Below are 16,745 nucleotides of genomic sequence, written 5' to 3' on the forward strand. Positions count from 1 at the left end.
CGACCCCCGCCATTGCGATCAGGAGGAACACCGTCCTCGTCCAGTAGGACGTCAGGTTGCTCGTCTTCCCCACTTCCGGAGCTGACCATGCTGGCGTCAGCTGGGCCCTTCACGGCGTAGTGGCCTGGTGCCCCATCATGCCGTCCACCGCGAGCCGGATCAGCGTCGCCCCCAGCGAGCTCTCACCGTGTCGCAGTGCCAGCTCGTACATGTGCCGATAGGACACGGCAGCTGCGATGCCGGCCACCAGCACCACCGACAAGGTGGTCGTCCATCGAATCAACGCATCGGCAGAGATCGCAAAAGTTCCCCTATAAGTGGGTGCCGCCCCAGGGATTCGAACCCTGAACCTCCGCCTCCTGAAGACGGCGCCTCTTGCCTGTTGGGCCAGAGCGGCTGAGCCCCGGGCTGGGCTGGCGTGGGCCTGGCCCGGGGCGAGGGCGTGGTCCGGCCGGGGGGCGCCATTCCCGTCGGCCAGGCCGTGGCCCGCGGCCCTTTTCTTTCAGGGCCGTCGTCCGAGTGGCAGGATTCGAACCTGCGATGCTCCTGCTCCCAAGGCAGGCGGGCCACCAAGCTACCCCACACTCGGATATGGAGGTCGTGCATGAAAAGAGCCGCCTCGGATATGGCCGAGACGGCTTTCGCGGTAATCCTTGGGGACTATCCGGAAAGCCGGCGGGGCGGCAGCTCGGGGAGGGGCGCGGGCGGCCACGTGGTGCTCAGGTCGCGCATTCTCGCCGCCTTCCTCTGGTTGCTTTCTCGGGTGGACGATTACTACGGTAAACCGGCGATCGGGGCGCGTGCCACCTATTTATTTTCCGTGTGCTCCCAGGCCAGGCCGACTCTGGTCTCCGGGGTTTCGACGCGGAAGCGGGGCAGGGATTCCGGGTAGTTGTCCCTGACGTAGTCGACGAGGAATTCGCGTACGTCACATTTCAGGTCCCAGGAGGACGGCGAGTCGGCGGCGCTCATGAGGGCGCGCAGCTCGACCAGCCCGTTGGGCAGCACGTCGGTGACCTGGAGCGTCCAGTCCTTCTGGTCCCACAGTGGGTTGCCCTGCAGGAACTCGTACAGCGCCTGGCGCAGTTGCTTCACCGGCACCGACCAGTCCACCCGCAGGAACACCACGGCGAGCACCCGGCTGCCGTGCCGGGTCCAGTTCTCGAACGGGGTCTGGGTGAAGTAGCTGACCGGCAGGACGAGCCGGCGCTCGTCCCAGAGGCGCAGGACGACGTAGGTGAGCGTGACCTCCTCGATCCTGCCCCATTCGTCCTCGACCACGACCACGTCGTCGAGGCGCAGCGCGTCGCTGAAGGCCAGTTGGAGCCCGGCGAGCATGTTGCCGAGGGTGGGCTGGGCGGCGATGCCGACGATGGCGCCGGCGATGCCGGCCGAGGCGAGCAGCCCGGCTCCGAGGGCCCGCACCTGCGGGAAGGAGAAGAGCATCGCGCCGATGGCGACCACGATGATGATCGCGCCGGCGACCCGGCGGACCAGCGCGATCTGGGTCATGATCCGCCGCGCCCGGCGGTTGCGCTCGCCCTCGACGTGGACGAGCCGGTCGAGGACGACGTCCGTCAGCGCGTACGTGGCCTGCACGATCAGCCAGGTGACCGCCGCGATCGTGACGAGGCCGAGCACCCGCTCGACCGTGCCGGCGAGACCCCGCTCGGACGGCGAGTCGCCGAACATGCCGGGCCCGAACACCACGTTGAACGCCAGGACGGCGGCCACCGTGAACGCGGGCCAGGTGCAGTGCTCCACCAGATGCCGGGCGAGCGCGAACTTGCGTCCGATCCTGTTCAGCATCCGGCGGACCAACTCGACCAGGATGATCGCCCCGATCACCGAGATTACGAGAATCGGCCAGTCCGACGGAGACTGCACGCTAATGCCCCCTTTGTCTAGAACGTCTCGTCAAAGGTCACATTGCCCTCAACCGCCACTTGGTAAGCGGAGACACGCCGTTCGAAGAAGTTCGCCAGCTCCTGGACGTCCTGCAGCTCCATGAACGCGAAGGGGTTGGCCGAGCCGTAGCGGCGGGGCAGGCCCAGCCTGGCGAGGCGCTGGTCGGCGACGTACTCGAGGTACTGGCGCATCTGGTCCACGCTCATGCCGGGCATACCGGCTCCGCACAGGTCCGCGGCGAAGGCCAGCTCGGCGGCCACGGCCTCCTCCAGCATGGCGGTGACCTGCTTGCCCAGCTCGTCGTCGAACAACGACGGCTCCTCGGCCCGGACCGTGTCCACCACGCTGAAGGCGAACTCCATGTGCATGGACTCGTCCCTGAACACCCAGTTCGTGCCGGTGGCCAGGCCGCCGAGGAGGCCTCGGGAGCGGAACCAGTACACGTAGGCGAAGGCGCCGTAGAAGAACAGGCCCTCGATGCAGGCGGCGAAGCAGATGAGGTTGAGGAGGAACTGGCGGCGCTCGGCAGCGGTTTCCAGGCGGTCCAGGCCGTTGATCGAGTCGATCCACTTGAAGCAGAATTCCGCCTTGTCGCGGATCGAGGGGATGTGCTCGATGGCGGCGAACGCCTTCACCCGCTCGTCGAGGTCGGGGAGGTAGGTGTCGAGCAGCGTCAGGTAGAACTGCACGTGCACGGCTTCCTCGAACAGCTGCCTGCTGAGGTAGAGGCGGGCCTCCGGAGCGTTGACGTGCTGGTAGAGGTTGAGCACCAGGTTGTTGGCCACGATGGAGTCGCCGGTGGCGAAGAACGCGACCAGGCGGTTGATGAGGTGCCGCTCCTGCGGCGTCATCTTCGCGAGGTCGGCGATGTCTGTGTGCAGGTCCACCTCCTCCACCGTCCACGTGTTCCGGATGGCGGCGCGGTAGCGCTCGTAGAAGTCCGGATAACGCATCGGGCGGAGCGTGAGGTCCATTCCGGGGTCGAGCAGCAACGCTTTCTCCTCAAACATCTTCTTCGTCTTTTACGGTCGCCCAGCGTCACCGCACGCGCCGCACCGGGCTTGGGTCTGTCATGGCCGGTCGTGAAGGCGGGCTTAGATTCTTCTTTTACGGCCGGCCGGCTTACCCGCACGCGCCGTCACTGGCTTCCATCTGTCATGGCCGGTCGTGAAGGCTCACGGGGTGCGCGCCGTTACGAGCGCATCGTTGGCCGCGTTCTTCGGTGAAGCGGTCACTAAGTCACTGGCAGGCTTCGCAGACCTCGGGGTTCTCCAGTGAGCAGGCGACGGCCTCCGCCGCGATCTCCGCCGGCGCGGCCACCGTGGTCTGGGAGATGCGGGTCGCGGGGCGCGAGCGCAGGTAATAGGTGGTCTTCAGGCCCTTTTTCCAGGCGTAGGCGTACATCGAGGAGAGCTTGCCGATCGTCGGGCTGGCCATGAAGAGGTTCAGCGACTGCGACTGGTCGATGTACGGCTGCCGCGCGGCGGCCAGGTCGATCAGCGCCTTCTGCGGCAGCTCCCAGGCGGTCCGGTAGAGCGACTTCAGGTCGTCGGGGATGCCGGGGACGTCCTGGATCGAGCCGTCGGCGCGCTTGATCGCGTCCCGCATCTGCTGCGTCCACAGCCCGCGCGCCTGCAGGTCGGCCACCAGGTAGCGGTTGACCTGGAGGAACTCGCCGGACAGGGTCTCACGCTTGAACACGTTGGACACCTGCGGCTCGATGCACTCGTAGCAGCCGGCGATGGAGGCGATCGTGGCGGTCGGCGCGATGGCGATCATGAGCGAGTTGCGGAGACCGTTGATCGCGATCTTCTCTCGCAGGGCGTCCCAGGGAGGGGTGCTTCCCACGTAGTGGTCCGGGTGCAGGACTCCCCCGGCCGCACGGGTGTCGGCGTACGACGGGTGCCTGCCGCGCTCGGCGGCCAGGTCGGCCGAGGTGTCGTACGCGGCCAGCGCGATCTCCTCGGCGATCCGCGTGGACAGGGCGAGGGCCTGCGGGGAGTCGAACGGGAGCCGCAGCGTGAAGAACACGTCGGCCAGGCCCATCACGCCGAGACCGATCGGCCGCCACCGCTTGTTGGCCGCCTCGGCCTCAGGCGTCGGATAGAACCCCAGGTCGATGGTGCGGTCGAGGAAGCGCACCGCGGTGCGGACGGTGCGGCGCAGCCGCTCCCAGTCCATGTCGGCGCCGGCGAGGCGCCCCGTGAGGTGGGCCGCCAGGTTGATCGAGCCGAGGTTGCACACGGCGGTCTCGGCGTCGCTGGTGACCTCGAGGATCTCGGTGCACAGGTTCGACAGGTGGATGACGTTCTCGGGGCGGGCGGTCTGGTTGGAGGTGCGGTTGGCGGCGTCCTTGAACGTCATCCAGCCGTTGCCGGTCTGGGCGAGAGTGCGCATCATGCGGCCGTAGAGGGTGCGGGCGGGGATCTGCCGGACATACCGCCCGGCGGCCTCGTAGGCCCGGTACGCGGCCGTGAACGCCTCCCCGTACAGGTCCGTGAGGTCGGGCACCTCCTTCGGGTCGAACAGCGACCAGACCTCGTCGGCCTCCACCCGGCGCATGAACTCGTCGGGCACCCAGTTGGCCAGGTTGAGGTTGTGGGTGCGGCGCGCGTCCTCGCCCGTGTTGTCGCGCAGCTCCAGGAACTCCTCGATGTCGGCGTGCCAGGTCTCCAGGTAGACGCAGGCCGCGCCCTTGCGCCGGCCGCCCTGGTTGACCGCCGCGACCGAGGAGTCGAGGGTACGCAGCCACGGGACGATGCCGTTGGAGTGGCCGTTCGTGCCCCGGATCAGGGAACCGCGCGAGCGCACCCGGGTCCAGGAGATGCCGATGCCACCGGCGTACTTCGACAGCCGCGCCACCTGGCCGTACCTGTCGTAGATCGACTCCAGCTCGTCGCGCGGCGAGTCGAGCAGGAAGCACGACGACAGCTGCGGCCGGCGGGCGCCGGAGTTGAACAGCGTGGGCGAGCTGGGCAGGTAGGACAGCGTGGACATCAGGGCATAGAGCTCGGCAGCCTCCCCGACCGTCTCCGACAGCCCGCAGGCCACGCGCAGGAAGAAGTGTTGCGGCCGCTCCAGCACGGCCCGCGTCTCGGGGTGGCGCAGCAGGTAGCGGTCGTAGACGGTACGCAGGCCGAAGTACTCGAACCGGCCGTCGGCCTCCTCCCCCACCAGCGCGTCCAGCTCGGCGGCGTGCGCGGCGACGAACGCGGCCAGCCCGTCCTGGATCAGCCCGGCCGCATGAGTGGCGGCGATGGACTCGGAGAACGACCGCACCCCGTGGCCGGCCGCCTCGTCGGCGATCTCCTCGGCCAGCAGCCGGGCGGCGACCCGGGAGTTGGCCGGGTCGGCGATCACCCGTGCCGCGGCCTCCTCGATGGCCAGCCGACGGTCGATCTCAATGACCTGCGTCACGTGCTCTCTCCTCGCGAGCTCATCCCCGTGAGGGCACGCGAGAGCATGGCGGGTCCCCGTCGCTCCCGGCCCTCCCTCGAGGCCATGGACACTGCATGCCGCTGGCAGGTCTTCGGGCTCGCGGGCGCGCTCAACAGCTCCTACTGGCCGTCGCTTCCCAGATCGCTCCAGTGCTCATGACGGCGGTCGTTCCCGCTCACCGCTGCGGGGCAGCCCCGGAATCGCACCGGGTTCCCTTTTGCTCCGCCTCCGGGGAGGCGAACCAGCGACGACCAGGATCCTACATCTAGTGGCCGTTCCCGCAACTACCCCAGCATGTTGTGGCTTTGGTCGTGTCCACCAATCCGAGATCCCGCAGGACGGCGCGGGTGCGCGCCACCTCGGAGGCGAGCCATCGTCTGAAGTCGTCGCCGCTGAGCGGGATCGAGATCCAGCCGCTCGCCCGGCAGGCGGCCTGCCAGCTGGTCGAGCCGGTGACGTCCTCGCACATGCGGATGGCGGCCTCGCGGCTCTCGTCCGGCATGTCGTCGGGCCCGAAGGCGGCCGTCCAGTCGGCGAAGTCCACGCGTACGCCGGACTCCAGCAGCGTCGGCACGTCGAGGTCGGGCACGCGGACGGCGCAGGAGACGGCCAGCGCCCGCACGCGGCCCTTGCCGATGCTCTCACGCCAGTCCGCGAGCAGCCCCGCGCCCGCCGCGACCTCGCCGGACAACAGCGCGGCCGCGACCTCCTGACTGCCCGGGTAGCCGGTGTAGTCGACCTGCCTGGTGTCCGCGCCGAGGCCCTTGGCGATCAGGCCGAACAGCAGGTGGTCGGGCGCCCCCTGCGGCCCGCCGGCCAGCAGCGTCTCTCCCGGCCGGGCGAGCAGATGGGCGCCGAACTCGTCGAAGTCCTTGAAGCGGGAGTCTCCGGGAACGACCACGACCTCCACGTCACCGGCCAGCCTGGACAGCGGGGTGGCGGTGTAGAGCGGCGTCTGGCCGTGGTTCAGCTCGGCGGCGGCCAGTGCGGGCAGGCCGGTCAGGGTGATCTTCGTGCCGGCGCCGGTCTGGTAGCCGGAGGCGCGGGCCGCGCCGGCGAACGCCTGCCCGACCCGGTCCCAGCGGCGGCCGGCCGGGTTGATGGAGAACTCGCTCCGCAGCCCCGGCGCGCCACCGATGAAGCGCTCGGTCCCGCAGCCGGCCGCGCACGCGACCACGCCCAGTCCCCATGCGAAGAACCGCCGACGGCGCATGTGCCTCTCCTTCGCGTACGCCTCCTTACTCCAAGTTATTCACCCATTACAGAGAGATGCACACGTACGCGTTGAGATCACGCCGGGGACAGAACCCGAAATGTAGCGATTTATTCGCTCAAATAGCCGCTTTTCTCGCGACGCCCGCCATAAGTGACGACGGAAGGGACCAGTCCCCCACCAGTTTGGGTCGGTCAGGACGCCAGTCGACGGCTTGTACGAGCCCCGGCGGCTCCAGCACGAAGTCGCCGAAGAACGCGCGGATCTCGGCAGGCGTGCGATCGCCGCCACCGGCCGGCGCGCCCTGACGACCGCCTCCGGCACGATCCTCCTCCAGCCGCCCTCGCGTGGTGGCGTGGCTGATCACCAGATGGCTGCCCGGCGGCATCCGCTCGCGCAGCGCGGCCACCGCCCGCTGCGGCTGCGCGGAGTCGGGCAGGAAGTGCAGGATCGACACCAGCAGCACCCCGACCGGCTCGGCCAGGTCGAGGAACCGCCCGGCCTGGGCCAGCACGTCATCGGGGTCCAGCAGGTCGGCCTCGACCACGACGGCCCTGCCCGAATCCCGAGCTCCGCGGGCTCCGCGGGCTCCGCGGGCTCCGTCGAGCAGGGCGGCGGCGTGGGCGGCCACGACCGGATCGTGGTCGACGTAGACGACCCGAGCCTCGGGCACGACCTCGTGCGCGCTGCCCTGAGTCGGCAGCCCGCTGCCCAGGTCGAGGAACTGGCGTACCCCGGCGGCGGCCACGTACCGAACGGCACGCTGGAGGAAGGCCCGGTTGGCGCGGGCCAGCGGGACCGCCTCCGGGATCAGCTCCGCGAGCTGCTCGATGGCCAGGCGATCGACCGCGTAGTTGGCCTTCCCGCCGAGCATGTAGTCGTACATGCGTGCGGGATTAGGCCGCTGTTGGTCGAACTGCCGCACAGTAGTGAATTTATGTCGTTCGAAGCGGAATAACGAGGTTTGTGGCTGAATTGGAGCCGATTACTCGACCGTTACGCTCTTCGCAAGATTGCGCGGCTTGTCCACGTCGCGGCCGAGCGCGACCGCGGCATGGTAGGCGAGCAGCTGGAGCGGGATCGTGAGCAGGATCGGGTCGAGCTCGATCTCGTTCTTGGGGATCACGATGACGTCGTCGGCCAGCTTGGCGTCGGGCTCGCGGTGCCCGACCATGAGGACCTGACCGCCGCGGGCGCGGATCTCGCCGAGCGTGGTGAGGTTCTTGTCGAGCAGCTCGTCGTCGGGGACGATCGCGACCGTCGGCATGTCGGGGCCGATCAGCGCGAGCGGGCCGTGCTTGAGCTCGCTGGCCGGGTACGCCTCGGCGTGCACGTAAGAGATCTCCTTGAGCTTCTGCGCGCCTTCCCTGGCCACCGGGTAACCGCGCACGCGGCCGACGAACATCATGCTCGCGTGCGTCGCGTACTTCTGGGCCAGCTCGGCGATCTTGTCGCTCTGCGTGAGAATCTCCTCGATCTGCCCCGGCAGCCGGCGCAGCCCCTCCACGATGCGCCGCCCGTCGGCCGGCGACAGGTCGCGCACCCGGCCGAGGTGCAGGGCGAGCAGCGCGAACGCCACCGAGGTCGAGGTGAACGCCTTGGTCGAGGCCACGGAGACCTCCGGCCCGGCGTGCAGGTAGATGCCGCCGTCCACCTCGCGGGCGATGGCGCTGCCGACGGCGTTGACGATGCCGATGACCCGGCCGCCCTTGCGCTTGAGCTCCTGCACGGCGGCGAGCGTGTCATAGGTCTCGCCCGACTGGCTGATCGCCACGTAGAGAGTGTCGGGGTCGACGACCGGGTTGCGGTAGCGGAACTCGCTGGCCGGCTCGGCGTCGGACGGGATGCGCGCGAGCTCCTCGATGAGCTGCGCGCCGATCTGCCCCGAGTAGTACGCCGACCCGCAGCCGATGATCTTCACGCGGCGGAAGCCTCGCGTCTCGCGGGCGTCCATGTTGAGCCCGCCCAGGTGGGCCACGTGGAAGCGCTCGTCGAGCCGGCCGCTCATCGTCCGGGTGATCGTCTCGGGCTGCTCGGAGATCTCCTTGAGCAGGTAGTGCTCGTAGCCGCCGGTGTCGTAGTGTCCGGCGTCCCAGTCGACGGTCAGCGGCTCCTTGGCCGTCTCGCGGGCGTCGCTGGCGAAGGTGTGGAAGCCGTCGGCCTTGAGCACGGCCAGCTCGCCGTCCTCCAGGTGCACGACCTGGCGGGTGTAACGGACGAGGGCGGCCACGTCGGAGGCGGCGAACATCTCCTTCTCGCCGATGCCGAGCACGATCGGGCTGCCGTTGCGCGCCACGACCACCTCGCCGGGCCGCTCGGCGTCGATGACCGCGATGCCGTACGTGCCGACGATGCTCTTGAGGGTCTTCCTGACCGCTTCCTCGAGGGAGTCGTTCTCGTCCACGGCGTGGGCGATCAGGTGGGCGAGCACCTCGGTGTCGGTCTCCGAGGCGAACTCGACGCCGTCGGCGATCAGCTTGGCGCGCAGATCGCCGGCGTTCTCGATGATGCCGTTGTGCACGACCGCGATGCGCTGGTCGGCCGACAGGTGGGGGTGGGCGTTCTCGTCGCTGGGCACACCATGCGTGGCCCATCGGGTGTGCCCGATGCCGAGGCCGCCCTTGAACCGCGTGGGCACGACCTTGGCCAGGTCGGCCACCCGGCCCTTGCACTTGCGTACCTTCAGCCCTTTGTTGGACACCACGATCCCCGCCGAGTCGTAGCCCCGGTACTCAAGCCGTTGCATGCCCTCCAGCAGGATGGGCGCGGCGTCCTTGGGGCCTACGTAGGCCACGATTCCGCACATCGAGGTCTCCTCTTATCCGTAAACAATTCTGCGAAGCTGCCGCAGTGACAGCTCTGGCGCGGCCACGCGGCGGCCGCGTAACTCGGCGGCGATCCTGGGGAAGATCTCGTCGTTGGTGTGGCCGCGGGCCTTCAACTCGCCGTGGCGGCGGCGGACGTACTCCTCGGCGGATTCGGAGAAGTACGACAGCACGTCGGCGATCACCCGCGCGGCCTCTCCAGGGCCCAGCGGGCTCGTCCTGGTGAGGTGCGCGACGAGATCTTCGTAGGGATGTCGTGCCGTGGACACAGAGGAGGACACTACGCATCTGGAACGAGACACGCCAACATCCTGCCCGATATCGGGCAGGATATAGCGGCACCACGCGGCGCGAAGCAGAAACCTCATCTGTATCACCTGCCCCGTCTGACACGTCCCTTTCTGGGAACAGTTACGCTGAGTAGTCATGTCGTGACGATCTACGGGGGAGATGTCATGCAGATCTTGCTCGCCGCCATCCTTGCCGCCGGTGTGCTCGCCGCGCCCGGGAAGGACCTCGCCTCCGGGCGGCAGCACGATTTCATGGCCGCCGCGCGCGAATTCGGGGTCCCGGTGAGCGTGCTGCTCGGGGTCTCATACCTCGGGTCCCGCTGGGACACGCACGGAGGGTCGCCGAGCACCGCCGGCGGCTACGGACCGATGCATCTCGTGGACGCGATCCCCGCGGGCTCCTCCGTGATCGGGGACGCACTGGGAGACGCCCGGGGGGATGACGCCCGGCCGATGCCGCCGCGCCCGGCCACCGTCCCGCCGTCGACGGCGCTGCGGACCGCCCAGGCGGCGCCACGGACTACCCAGGCGGCGCCACGGACCGCCCAGGCGGCGCCACGGACCGCCCAGGCGGCACCGCGGACCGCCCAGGCGGCACCGCGGACCGCCCAGGCGGCGCCGCGGACCACGCTGCCCGAGGCGGGACGGCTGATCGGCGTGGAGCCCGCCCGGCTGCGGACCGACCCTTCCGCCAACATCCGCGCCGGCGCGGCCCTGCTCGCCTCCTACCAGAACCGCCCCAGCACCGACCCGTCCGACTGGTACGGCGCGATCGCCCGGTACTCGGGAGCGCAGGACTCGATGGCGGCACGGGAGTTCGCCGACGAGGTGTTCGCGGTGATCCGGGAGGGGATGCAGCGCCGCACCGACGATGGGCACGTGGTGCGGCTGGACCCCGTGCCGAGCCTGCGCGCCGGCATGGAGAGCAAGTCCTCCGCCGACGACCCCCAGCCGGCGGAGGGCACCGCCCCACCGGCAGGGATCATCACCCAGGCAGCGGAAGCCACCGCCCCACCGGCGGCGGGCACCACCCAACCGGCAGCGGACACCGCCCCACCGGCGGCGGGCACCACCCATCCGGCAGAAGTCGGCACCCAGCAGGTAGGAGGCGTCGCCCCGGCCGGCGGCGTCGCCGGTGCGCAGCCCTCCGCGGAGGGACAGGTCTACGGCGTCGACGGGCAGGCCGTCCCTGGTGAGAACGGCCCGGGTGACGGGCTGCCGTCCACGAACAGCGCCCCCCTGTCCCAGGGCTGGTATGCCGAGGAGGCGGAGCCGCCGGTCGAAAGGGCCGCGACGACGGAGTGCCCGGCCTCCCTCGCCTGCGAATGGATGCCCGCCGCCTACCAGCGCTTCGGCAAGAAGAACAACAAGGACTACGGCAACCACGACCGCATGCTCCGCCCCCGGTCGGTCGACTACATCGTCATCCACGACACGGAAGGCACCTACCAGGGCATCCCCTCCATGATCGGCAACCCGAAGTACGTGAGCTGGCACTACACGATCCGCTCCCGTGACGGACATGTCGCCCAGCACGTGGCGACAAGGGACATCGCCTGGCATGCGGGCAACTGGGATGTCAACACCCGCTCCATCGGCATCGAGCACGAGGGATACCTGGCGAAGGGAGGAACCTGGTACACGGAGGCGATGTACCGGGCGTCCGCCAAGCTCGTCCGTTATCTGGCCGACAAGTACGGCATCCCGCTCGACCGCGCCCACATCCTGGGCCACGACAACGTCCCGGGCACCACCCCGAAGTCCGTCGCCGGCATGCACGCCGACCCCGGCCCGTACTGGGACTGGGCCCACTACTTCGAGCTGATGGGGAGACCGCTCACGGCCGTGAAGGGCGGCGACTCCGTCATGATCCGCCCGTCGTACGACTCGAACCGCCCTCGCTTCACCGGCTGCCTGGCCAGCAAGAGCGTCCCGGGCCTCGCCGCCAAGGCCGGCCAGGACTGCCCGCCGCACGGCGCCAGCACCGTCTGGCTGCATGCCGCGCCGAGCGCGAGCGCTCCGCTGGTCACCGACGTGGGCAAACACGGAGGCAAGCCCAGCTCGTACAGCGTGTACGACCACGCCGCCCGCGCCTCGACGGGCCAGCGCTTCGCCGTCGCCGAGCGGCGCGGCGACTGGACGGCCATCTGGTACCTGGGCCAGAAGGCGTGGTTCCACAACCCGGCAGCCAACCCCACCGCCGTCCCGGCCAAGGGCTCGCTGGTCACTCCGCTGAAGCCCAACACCAAGGTGTACGGTCGCGCATATCCCGAAAAGTCCGCCTATACAGCTGGCATTGCGTCGTATCAGCCCCTGACCCCGCTCCAGTACACGATCTCCCCCGGGCAGACGTACACGGTGGGCGACACGATCACCGGCTCCTATTACGCCGCCGGCGCGTTCCATCCGTCCAAACATGTCACCACCACCGGCAAGACCCGCTACCACCAGATCCAGCTGGGCCATCGGGTGATGTTCGTGATGACGAAAGACGTCCGCCTGATCCCTTGAATTTCGCCGTGCGAACCTTCGAGTGCGCACGGGCACTCCGCGGAGACGATATGGTTTTCCCGTGGCCCGGCGCACGTCGCCCGGGGTTCATGCGGAAGTGGCTCAGTGGTAGAGCATCACCTTGCCAAGGTGAGGGTCGCGGGTTCGAATCCCGTCTTCCGCTCGGAGCGAGACTCCTGGTGGAGTGGCCGAGAGGCGAGGCAGCGGCCTGCAAAGCCGTCTACACGGGTTCAAATCCCGTCTCCACCTCGGCGAACGGCGGACCCTCCAGGATCCGCTAAAGTAAAGAGCAACGCCATGCGGAAGTGGCTCAGTGGTAGAGCATCACCTTGCCAAGGTGAGGGTCGCGGGTTCGAATCCCGTCTTCCGCTCTGAGTTCTAACTCAATACGGACGATTAGCTCAGCGGGAGAGCGCTTCCCTGACACGGAAGAGGTCACTGGTTCAATCCCAGTATCGTCCACCACCAAAGGGCCCCAGCTCACGGCACATGCCGGGAGTCTGGGGCTTCTTGTTGTTCGAGGTTGAGCACGTTCCGCTCGGAGGAGGCGACGATGCCACGCACGAGCCACACCCTTCGGTGGGCGCAGCCGCGCCGGAGCTGAGACGCGCCCTGTGTCAGTGCGCGCGGAGAAGGTCGTGGTAGGACAGGTCCTCCGTTGCCTCTGCGGTGTGCTGCGTCGCCTCAAGCAGTTGCCGGCTCAGCGTTTCGTAGAGCCATGCCTTATATTCGGGCACGCTCCAGCCGGCATCGCGGGTCAAGCCGAGGAAGGTCTCGTGGCTGTAGAGCACCACCATGATGTCGGTGGCGCGTTGCGGGTCCAGCCCGGGACGGAGCTGCCCCTGCGTGGCGAGGCCGGCGATCATTTGATTCATGCCGGCCCGGCGGGACTCTGTGACACCGCGCCAGTAGCCATCGATGTCGGGGTCGGACGCCGCCGCAGTGTTGATGGTGGCGGCGAGCGGGGCGACTCGGGCGTTGATGTCCACGCCGTGTTCGATCGTGAGGGCCAGGGCGCGATGCCCGTCCGGTGACGTCAAGGCTCGCGATGCCGGTGGGCCGCTATCAGGGGCTGGGGTTGGTCTGGTCGGCCGCTGCGATCACGGCCACCACGAAACCCTGGACTTCTCCCAGATCTGTATGCGGCCGGGGAAACTGCCCGAGCTGCCCGCTCGGCTTCCCTGGTATTGATTCAGCGCGGGGGCCGGGAGGCGAGGTAGCGGGGGACATGATCGTCACAGCAGGCCCAGCGGGTGCCGGACTTGTCGGCAACGGTGTATTTGGGGTGGTTGGGGCAAGGCCGCACCGCTCGGCCAGTCGCATCGCCGGAGCCAGCCCGCCGTAGGAGATCACATGCTCGCCATCGAAGATCGCCTGCGTACGGGCGGCGGCGTGGGAGAATCGCACTTACGAGGTGTCCTTTGAAACGGGCGGCTGGAAGCGTGAAGAACTCCCATCCTCCCAGCTCAAAGGGCACCTCACGCTATTTCCCGGGCCTCGCCTCAAGATTCACACAGTGGATCCAGGCTCAGAGCGTCCCGCAAGAAGCCGGGAACATTGACGTGTCCGCGCCGGAGATGCTCGGGGCTGCCCGATCGTCGGGTGGGTCACGACATAGGCGATGGCCGAGGGACGGGTCCGCCCTTCGAATCACGACGCCGAAGATCCCTAGACGACAATGCCACACTATGCGAATATGTGTTCGATTAGGGAAGATCGTCAGCGGAGCCGAGTCCCGCAGTCATGTCGGAGTGCTCGCTTCTCCCCTTCTCCTCCAGAACGGAGTGCCTGTGCGCCCATCAACCTCTGCCCGAGCTCCTCTGTCCTGCCGATTAGTCGCCTGGGCCGGGACCCTGCTCCTGACGGCGGCCCTGCTCGTCACTCAGGCGCCCACCGCCGCAACCGCCGCGGCCGCCGCGACCGTCACCGAACTCGGCGTCGCCGCCGACAGGGGCGGCGACGTGGTGGGGCACAGCGGCAAAATCTTCGTCGCCGCCGACGATCGGATCGTGGTCACCAAAAGCGACGGCGCGCTCATCGACACGATCAGCGGCCTGTCCGGTGCCGTGGCCCTGTCCGTGGCGGACAACGGCAGGAAGGTGTACGCGGCGCTGCGCGATTCGCATGAAGTGATCGAGATCGACATCGCAACACTCGCCATCACCAAGCGGATCGACCTCACCGCCTACCCGTGCCCGTCCACGCTGGCCCAGTCGTACGAGCGGCTGTGGGTCGGATACGGGTGCGGCCAAGCGGGGGAAGGAGGCGTCGTCGCCCTCGAGCTGTGGAGGCCGACACCCACCCTCGTCCCGGTCGGGCCAGGCACGACGCAGCCTCCGCTGGTCGCCGTCGCGGGGAGCACTCTGGTGGCGGGAGAGCCGGGAGCGGACCCCGCCTCGATCAGGGTGTATGACGTCAGCACCACCCCGGCCACCCCGCGCGGTGAGATCCGCGCTGACACGTCCCTGCGGGACCTCGCCCTCGCCGACTACGGGTCAGCGGCGCTGTCGGCGCTGGCCGACACCCACCGGTTCGACGCCTGGGACACGACGACCAACGCCAAGACCCGCGCCTACGACAGCGGCGAGCTGAGCGAGCACGGCCTCCCCACCGCCGTCGCGGCCAGCCCGAACGGCGCCTACGTCGTGGGCGGCTGGAACTCCTCCGCGGGCGACGCGGCGGAGCTCGTGGTGTACGACGCGACCAGCGCGGAGGTCATCTACACAGCCGCCCACCAGGGGAAGGTGGTCGTGGCGGGCAGCATCGAGTTCTACGGCACACTCACCTTCGCGGTTTTGAAAGAGCCCGGCACCGGGCGGATGCACCTCTGGCGGCTGCCTCCCTCGCCCTACCACTCCTCCACGCTGACCTTGACGGCTCCCTCCAAGGTGACCGCGCTCAAGCAGTCGACCCTCAGCGGACGACTCACGCTGAGCAGCGGACTGCCACCCGGCGTACAGACGCTCGAACTGTACCGCTGGCTCCCCGACGGCACCTCCAGGCCGTTCCAGGAGATCACCACGGCGGCGGACGGGACCTATCAATTCACCGACGCCCCGCCGTCGACCGGGGCGTTCAAGTATCAGGTGTACTGGCCGGGCAACTCATGGTTCTGGGGTAGCGGCTCCTCGGTGACCGTCACGGTGGCCAGGTACCAGCCGACGATCACCGCGACCGGACCGGCGACGGGCAACGTCGGCGAGCGACTCGAATTCAGCGGAACCTTCGGTGCCGACGGCATCACCTTCCCGCGGACGATCATCACCGTATCGCGCAAGGTCGTCAGCCCGGACGGCACCGGCACCTCGACGGGCCTGGTGAAGTTGACCCCCGCCGCCGACGGATCGTTCAGCTTCTCCGATACGCCGACCACGGCCGGCGAACACACGTACACCGTCAACTTGCTCGGCAACTCGACCATCGAGCCAGCGAGCACCACCCACGTGGTCACCGTCCTCCAGCCGCCCGCTTAGCATCCCGACGCCCGGGTGACGGCGACCCGACTCGCCGTCACCCATGTCTCCCGCCCCATCGCGAAGGACTGACAGAGGCTCCCAACGACCGGCAGAGCGATCGCTTGCCCGCGTCCGCGGCATGTTGGGCAGGTCGGCGGTGTGGCGTCCCGCTCGAGGTAGCGGATCGCCACGCGGGCGCCATGGATGGCGAGCACCCGGCTGATCGCCGTGCCGATGCCGCCCGCCCCTGCGGCGACCAGGACGTTCTGGCCGGCCAGGCCGGGGTCGATCGCGTCAGGAGACCTTGGACGAGGCTGCCGCCCAGGTGTTGCAGGAGGCCGGGTCGGCGGTGCGGAAACCGGCCTTGACCCACCGCTTGCGGTTGGCGGCCTTGCCGTACTCGGCGGAGTCGCGGTAGAAGGACGACGCGACCCTCTCCCAGTCCCGCGCGGTCTTGCCCGGCAGCGGCCAGACGCTCTTGGTGAAGGCCGCGCCCAGGCATTCGACCTGCTGGTACATGCGCCGCCCCTGCTCGAGGTGCTCGGCCTTGCTGCCGGCTCTGAGGTCCTCGCCGGCGTCGTAGAGACCGGCCTGCTTCTGCACGTGGTAACCATAGGTGACGGCGATCGTGTTGAAGAGGTCGAGGCCGGTAATTGGTCCGAGGAGCCAGTACTTGCCGATCTTGAAGGACAGCGTGCGGTCCCAGTCGCAGTACCACACCGTGGACGGCTGGATCGTCTCGCCGTCCTCGGACGCGCAGTAGTTCTTGGGCAGGCGGGTCACGTACCGCACCTTGACCGGCTCATAGGGCAGGCCGGCCTTCTTCAGGTGCTGTCCCCACGTGTTCTCCAGGCAGCGCAGGGCCTCGTTGATGTAGGTACGGGCCTCGGCGGGCGTCATGGGCTCGTCCGGCAGGTCGTTACAGGTCGTGGTGGGCAGCGGCCCGGCCTGGTACAACGCGTTCTTGACGAGCACGGGGTTCTTCACGGGATACGCCGAGGCGTGCGCGGCCGCCGTGACGGTCAAGGGGGTGAGGAGGGCGCAGGCGAGTGCCGCGATCTTGAGGGGCTTCACGATGGGTGAGAATAGGGCTTGCGGGGTTGGA

Annotated in this window: 12 protein-coding genes, 6 tRNA genes and 1 riboswitch; of the genes, 6 read left to right on the top strand and 12 right to left on the bottom strand. The window is 68.7% G+C overall.

The window, feature by feature from the left end; all coding sequences use genetic code 11:
- Positions 1–109: 109 nt before the first annotated feature.
- The 10 genes from EDD27_RS26420 to EDD27_RS26465 form a co-directional block, all read right to left on the bottom strand.
- Positions 110–262 carry a DUF2637 domain-containing protein gene (locus EDD27_RS26420; RefSeq protein WP_277750753.1) on the bottom strand — a complete coding sequence of 51 codons (153 nt, stop codon included), beginning with the start codon at positions 260–262 and terminating at the stop codon, positions 110–112.
- 60 nt (positions 263–322) lie between these two features.
- Positions 323–397 (bottom strand) — tRNA-Leu (locus EDD27_RS26425).
- 117 nt (positions 398–514) lie between these two features.
- Positions 515–589, bottom strand: a tRNA-Pro gene (locus EDD27_RS26430).
- Positions 590–807: 218 nt separating this feature from the next.
- Positions 808–1,887: a mechanosensitive ion channel family protein gene (locus tag EDD27_RS26435; RefSeq protein WP_241564262.1), complete on the bottom strand. Its 1,080-nt coding sequence runs from the start codon at positions 1,885–1,887 to the stop codon at positions 808–810.
- 17 nt (positions 1,888–1,904) lie between these two features.
- Entirely contained in the window at positions 1,905–2,918 is a 1,014-nt protein-coding gene (locus tag EDD27_RS26440) for a ribonucleotide-diphosphate reductase subunit beta (RefSeq protein WP_241564263.1), read from the bottom strand.
- A gap of 229 nt (positions 2,919–3,147) precedes the next feature.
- On the bottom strand, positions 3,148–5,325 hold the full coding sequence (locus tag EDD27_RS26445) for a ribonucleoside-diphosphate reductase subunit alpha (RefSeq protein WP_127934777.1): 2,178 nt from the start codon (positions 5,323–5,325) through the stop codon (positions 3,148–3,150).
- Between the two features lie 86 nt (positions 5,326–5,411).
- Positions 5,412–5,607: riboswitch (cobalamin riboswitch) on the bottom strand.
- Between the two features lie 4 nt (positions 5,608–5,611).
- A complete protein-coding gene (locus tag EDD27_RS26450; protein ID WP_127934778.1) occupies positions 5,612–6,559 on the bottom strand; it encodes a tripartite tricarboxylate transporter substrate-binding protein in 948 nt (315 codons plus the stop codon).
- Between the two features lie 118 nt (positions 6,560–6,677).
- Positions 6,678–7,484: an SAM-dependent methyltransferase gene (locus tag EDD27_RS26455; RefSeq protein WP_241564264.1), complete on the bottom strand. Its 807-nt coding sequence runs from the start codon at positions 7,482–7,484 to the stop codon at positions 6,678–6,680.
- A gap of 60 nt (positions 7,485–7,544) precedes the next feature.
- The gene (glmS, locus tag EDD27_RS26460; protein WP_127934779.1) at positions 7,545–9,365 is read right to left on the bottom strand and encodes a glutamine--fructose-6-phosphate transaminase (isomerizing); all 1,821 of its coding nucleotides are present in this window, start codon (positions 9,363–9,365) and stop codon (positions 7,545–7,547) included.
- Between the two features lie 12 nt (positions 9,366–9,377).
- Positions 9,378–9,653 carry a hypothetical protein gene (locus EDD27_RS26465; protein WP_127934780.1) on the bottom strand — a complete coding sequence of 92 codons (276 nt, stop codon included), beginning with the start codon at positions 9,651–9,653 and terminating at the stop codon, positions 9,378–9,380.
- A gap of 186 nt (positions 9,654–9,839) precedes the next feature.
- Here EDD27_RS26465 and EDD27_RS56925 point away from each other — a divergent pair, with 186 nt between their 5' ends.
- The 5 genes from EDD27_RS56925 to EDD27_RS26495 all read left to right on the top strand — a co-directional run bounded on the left by EDD27_RS56925 (position 9,840) and on the right by EDD27_RS26495 (position 12,650).
- Complete coding sequence (locus EDD27_RS56925; RefSeq protein ID WP_241564265.1) at positions 9,840–12,185, top strand: N-acetylmuramoyl-L-alanine amidase; 2,346 nt, start codon at positions 9,840–9,842, stop codon at positions 12,183–12,185.
- A gap of 91 nt (positions 12,186–12,276) precedes the next feature.
- A tRNA-Gly gene (locus EDD27_RS26480) sits at positions 12,277–12,348 on the top strand.
- Between the two features lie 15 nt (positions 12,349–12,363).
- Positions 12,364–12,434: transfer RNA gene (locus tag EDD27_RS26485), tRNA-Cys, on the top strand.
- A 50-nt stretch (positions 12,435–12,484) separates the two neighbouring features.
- Positions 12,485–12,556: transfer RNA gene (locus EDD27_RS26490), tRNA-Gly, on the top strand.
- Positions 12,557–12,575: 19 nt separating this feature from the next.
- Positions 12,576–12,650, top strand: a tRNA-Val gene (locus tag EDD27_RS26495).
- Positions 12,651–12,802: 152 nt separating this feature from the next.
- Here EDD27_RS26495 and EDD27_RS26500 read toward each other — a convergent pair.
- A complete protein-coding gene (locus EDD27_RS26500; protein WP_127934781.1) occupies positions 12,803–13,174 on the bottom strand; it encodes a hypothetical protein in 372 nt (123 codons plus the stop codon).
- Positions 13,175–13,975: 801 nt separating this feature from the next.
- On the opposite strand from EDD27_RS26500, the gene EDD27_RS54575 reads away from it, so the two are divergent.
- Positions 13,976–15,658, top strand: a complete 1,683-nt coding sequence (locus tag EDD27_RS54575) for a YncE family protein (RefSeq protein WP_164903799.1) — start codon at positions 13,976–13,978, stop codon at positions 15,656–15,658.
- A 276-nt stretch (positions 15,659–15,934) separates the two neighbouring features.
- Here the strand turns inward: EDD27_RS54575 and EDD27_RS26510 are convergent, their stop codons facing one another.
- Complete coding sequence (locus EDD27_RS26510) at positions 15,935–16,714, bottom strand: neutral zinc metallopeptidase (protein ID WP_127934782.1); 780 nt, start codon at positions 16,712–16,714, stop codon at positions 15,935–15,937.
- Between the last annotated feature and the right edge of the window lie 31 nt (positions 16,715–16,745).

This window comes from Nonomuraea polychroma (assembly GCF_004011505.1).
GTDB classification, from domain to species: domain Bacteria; phylum Actinomycetota; class Actinomycetes; order Streptosporangiales; family Streptosporangiaceae; genus Nonomuraea; species Nonomuraea polychroma.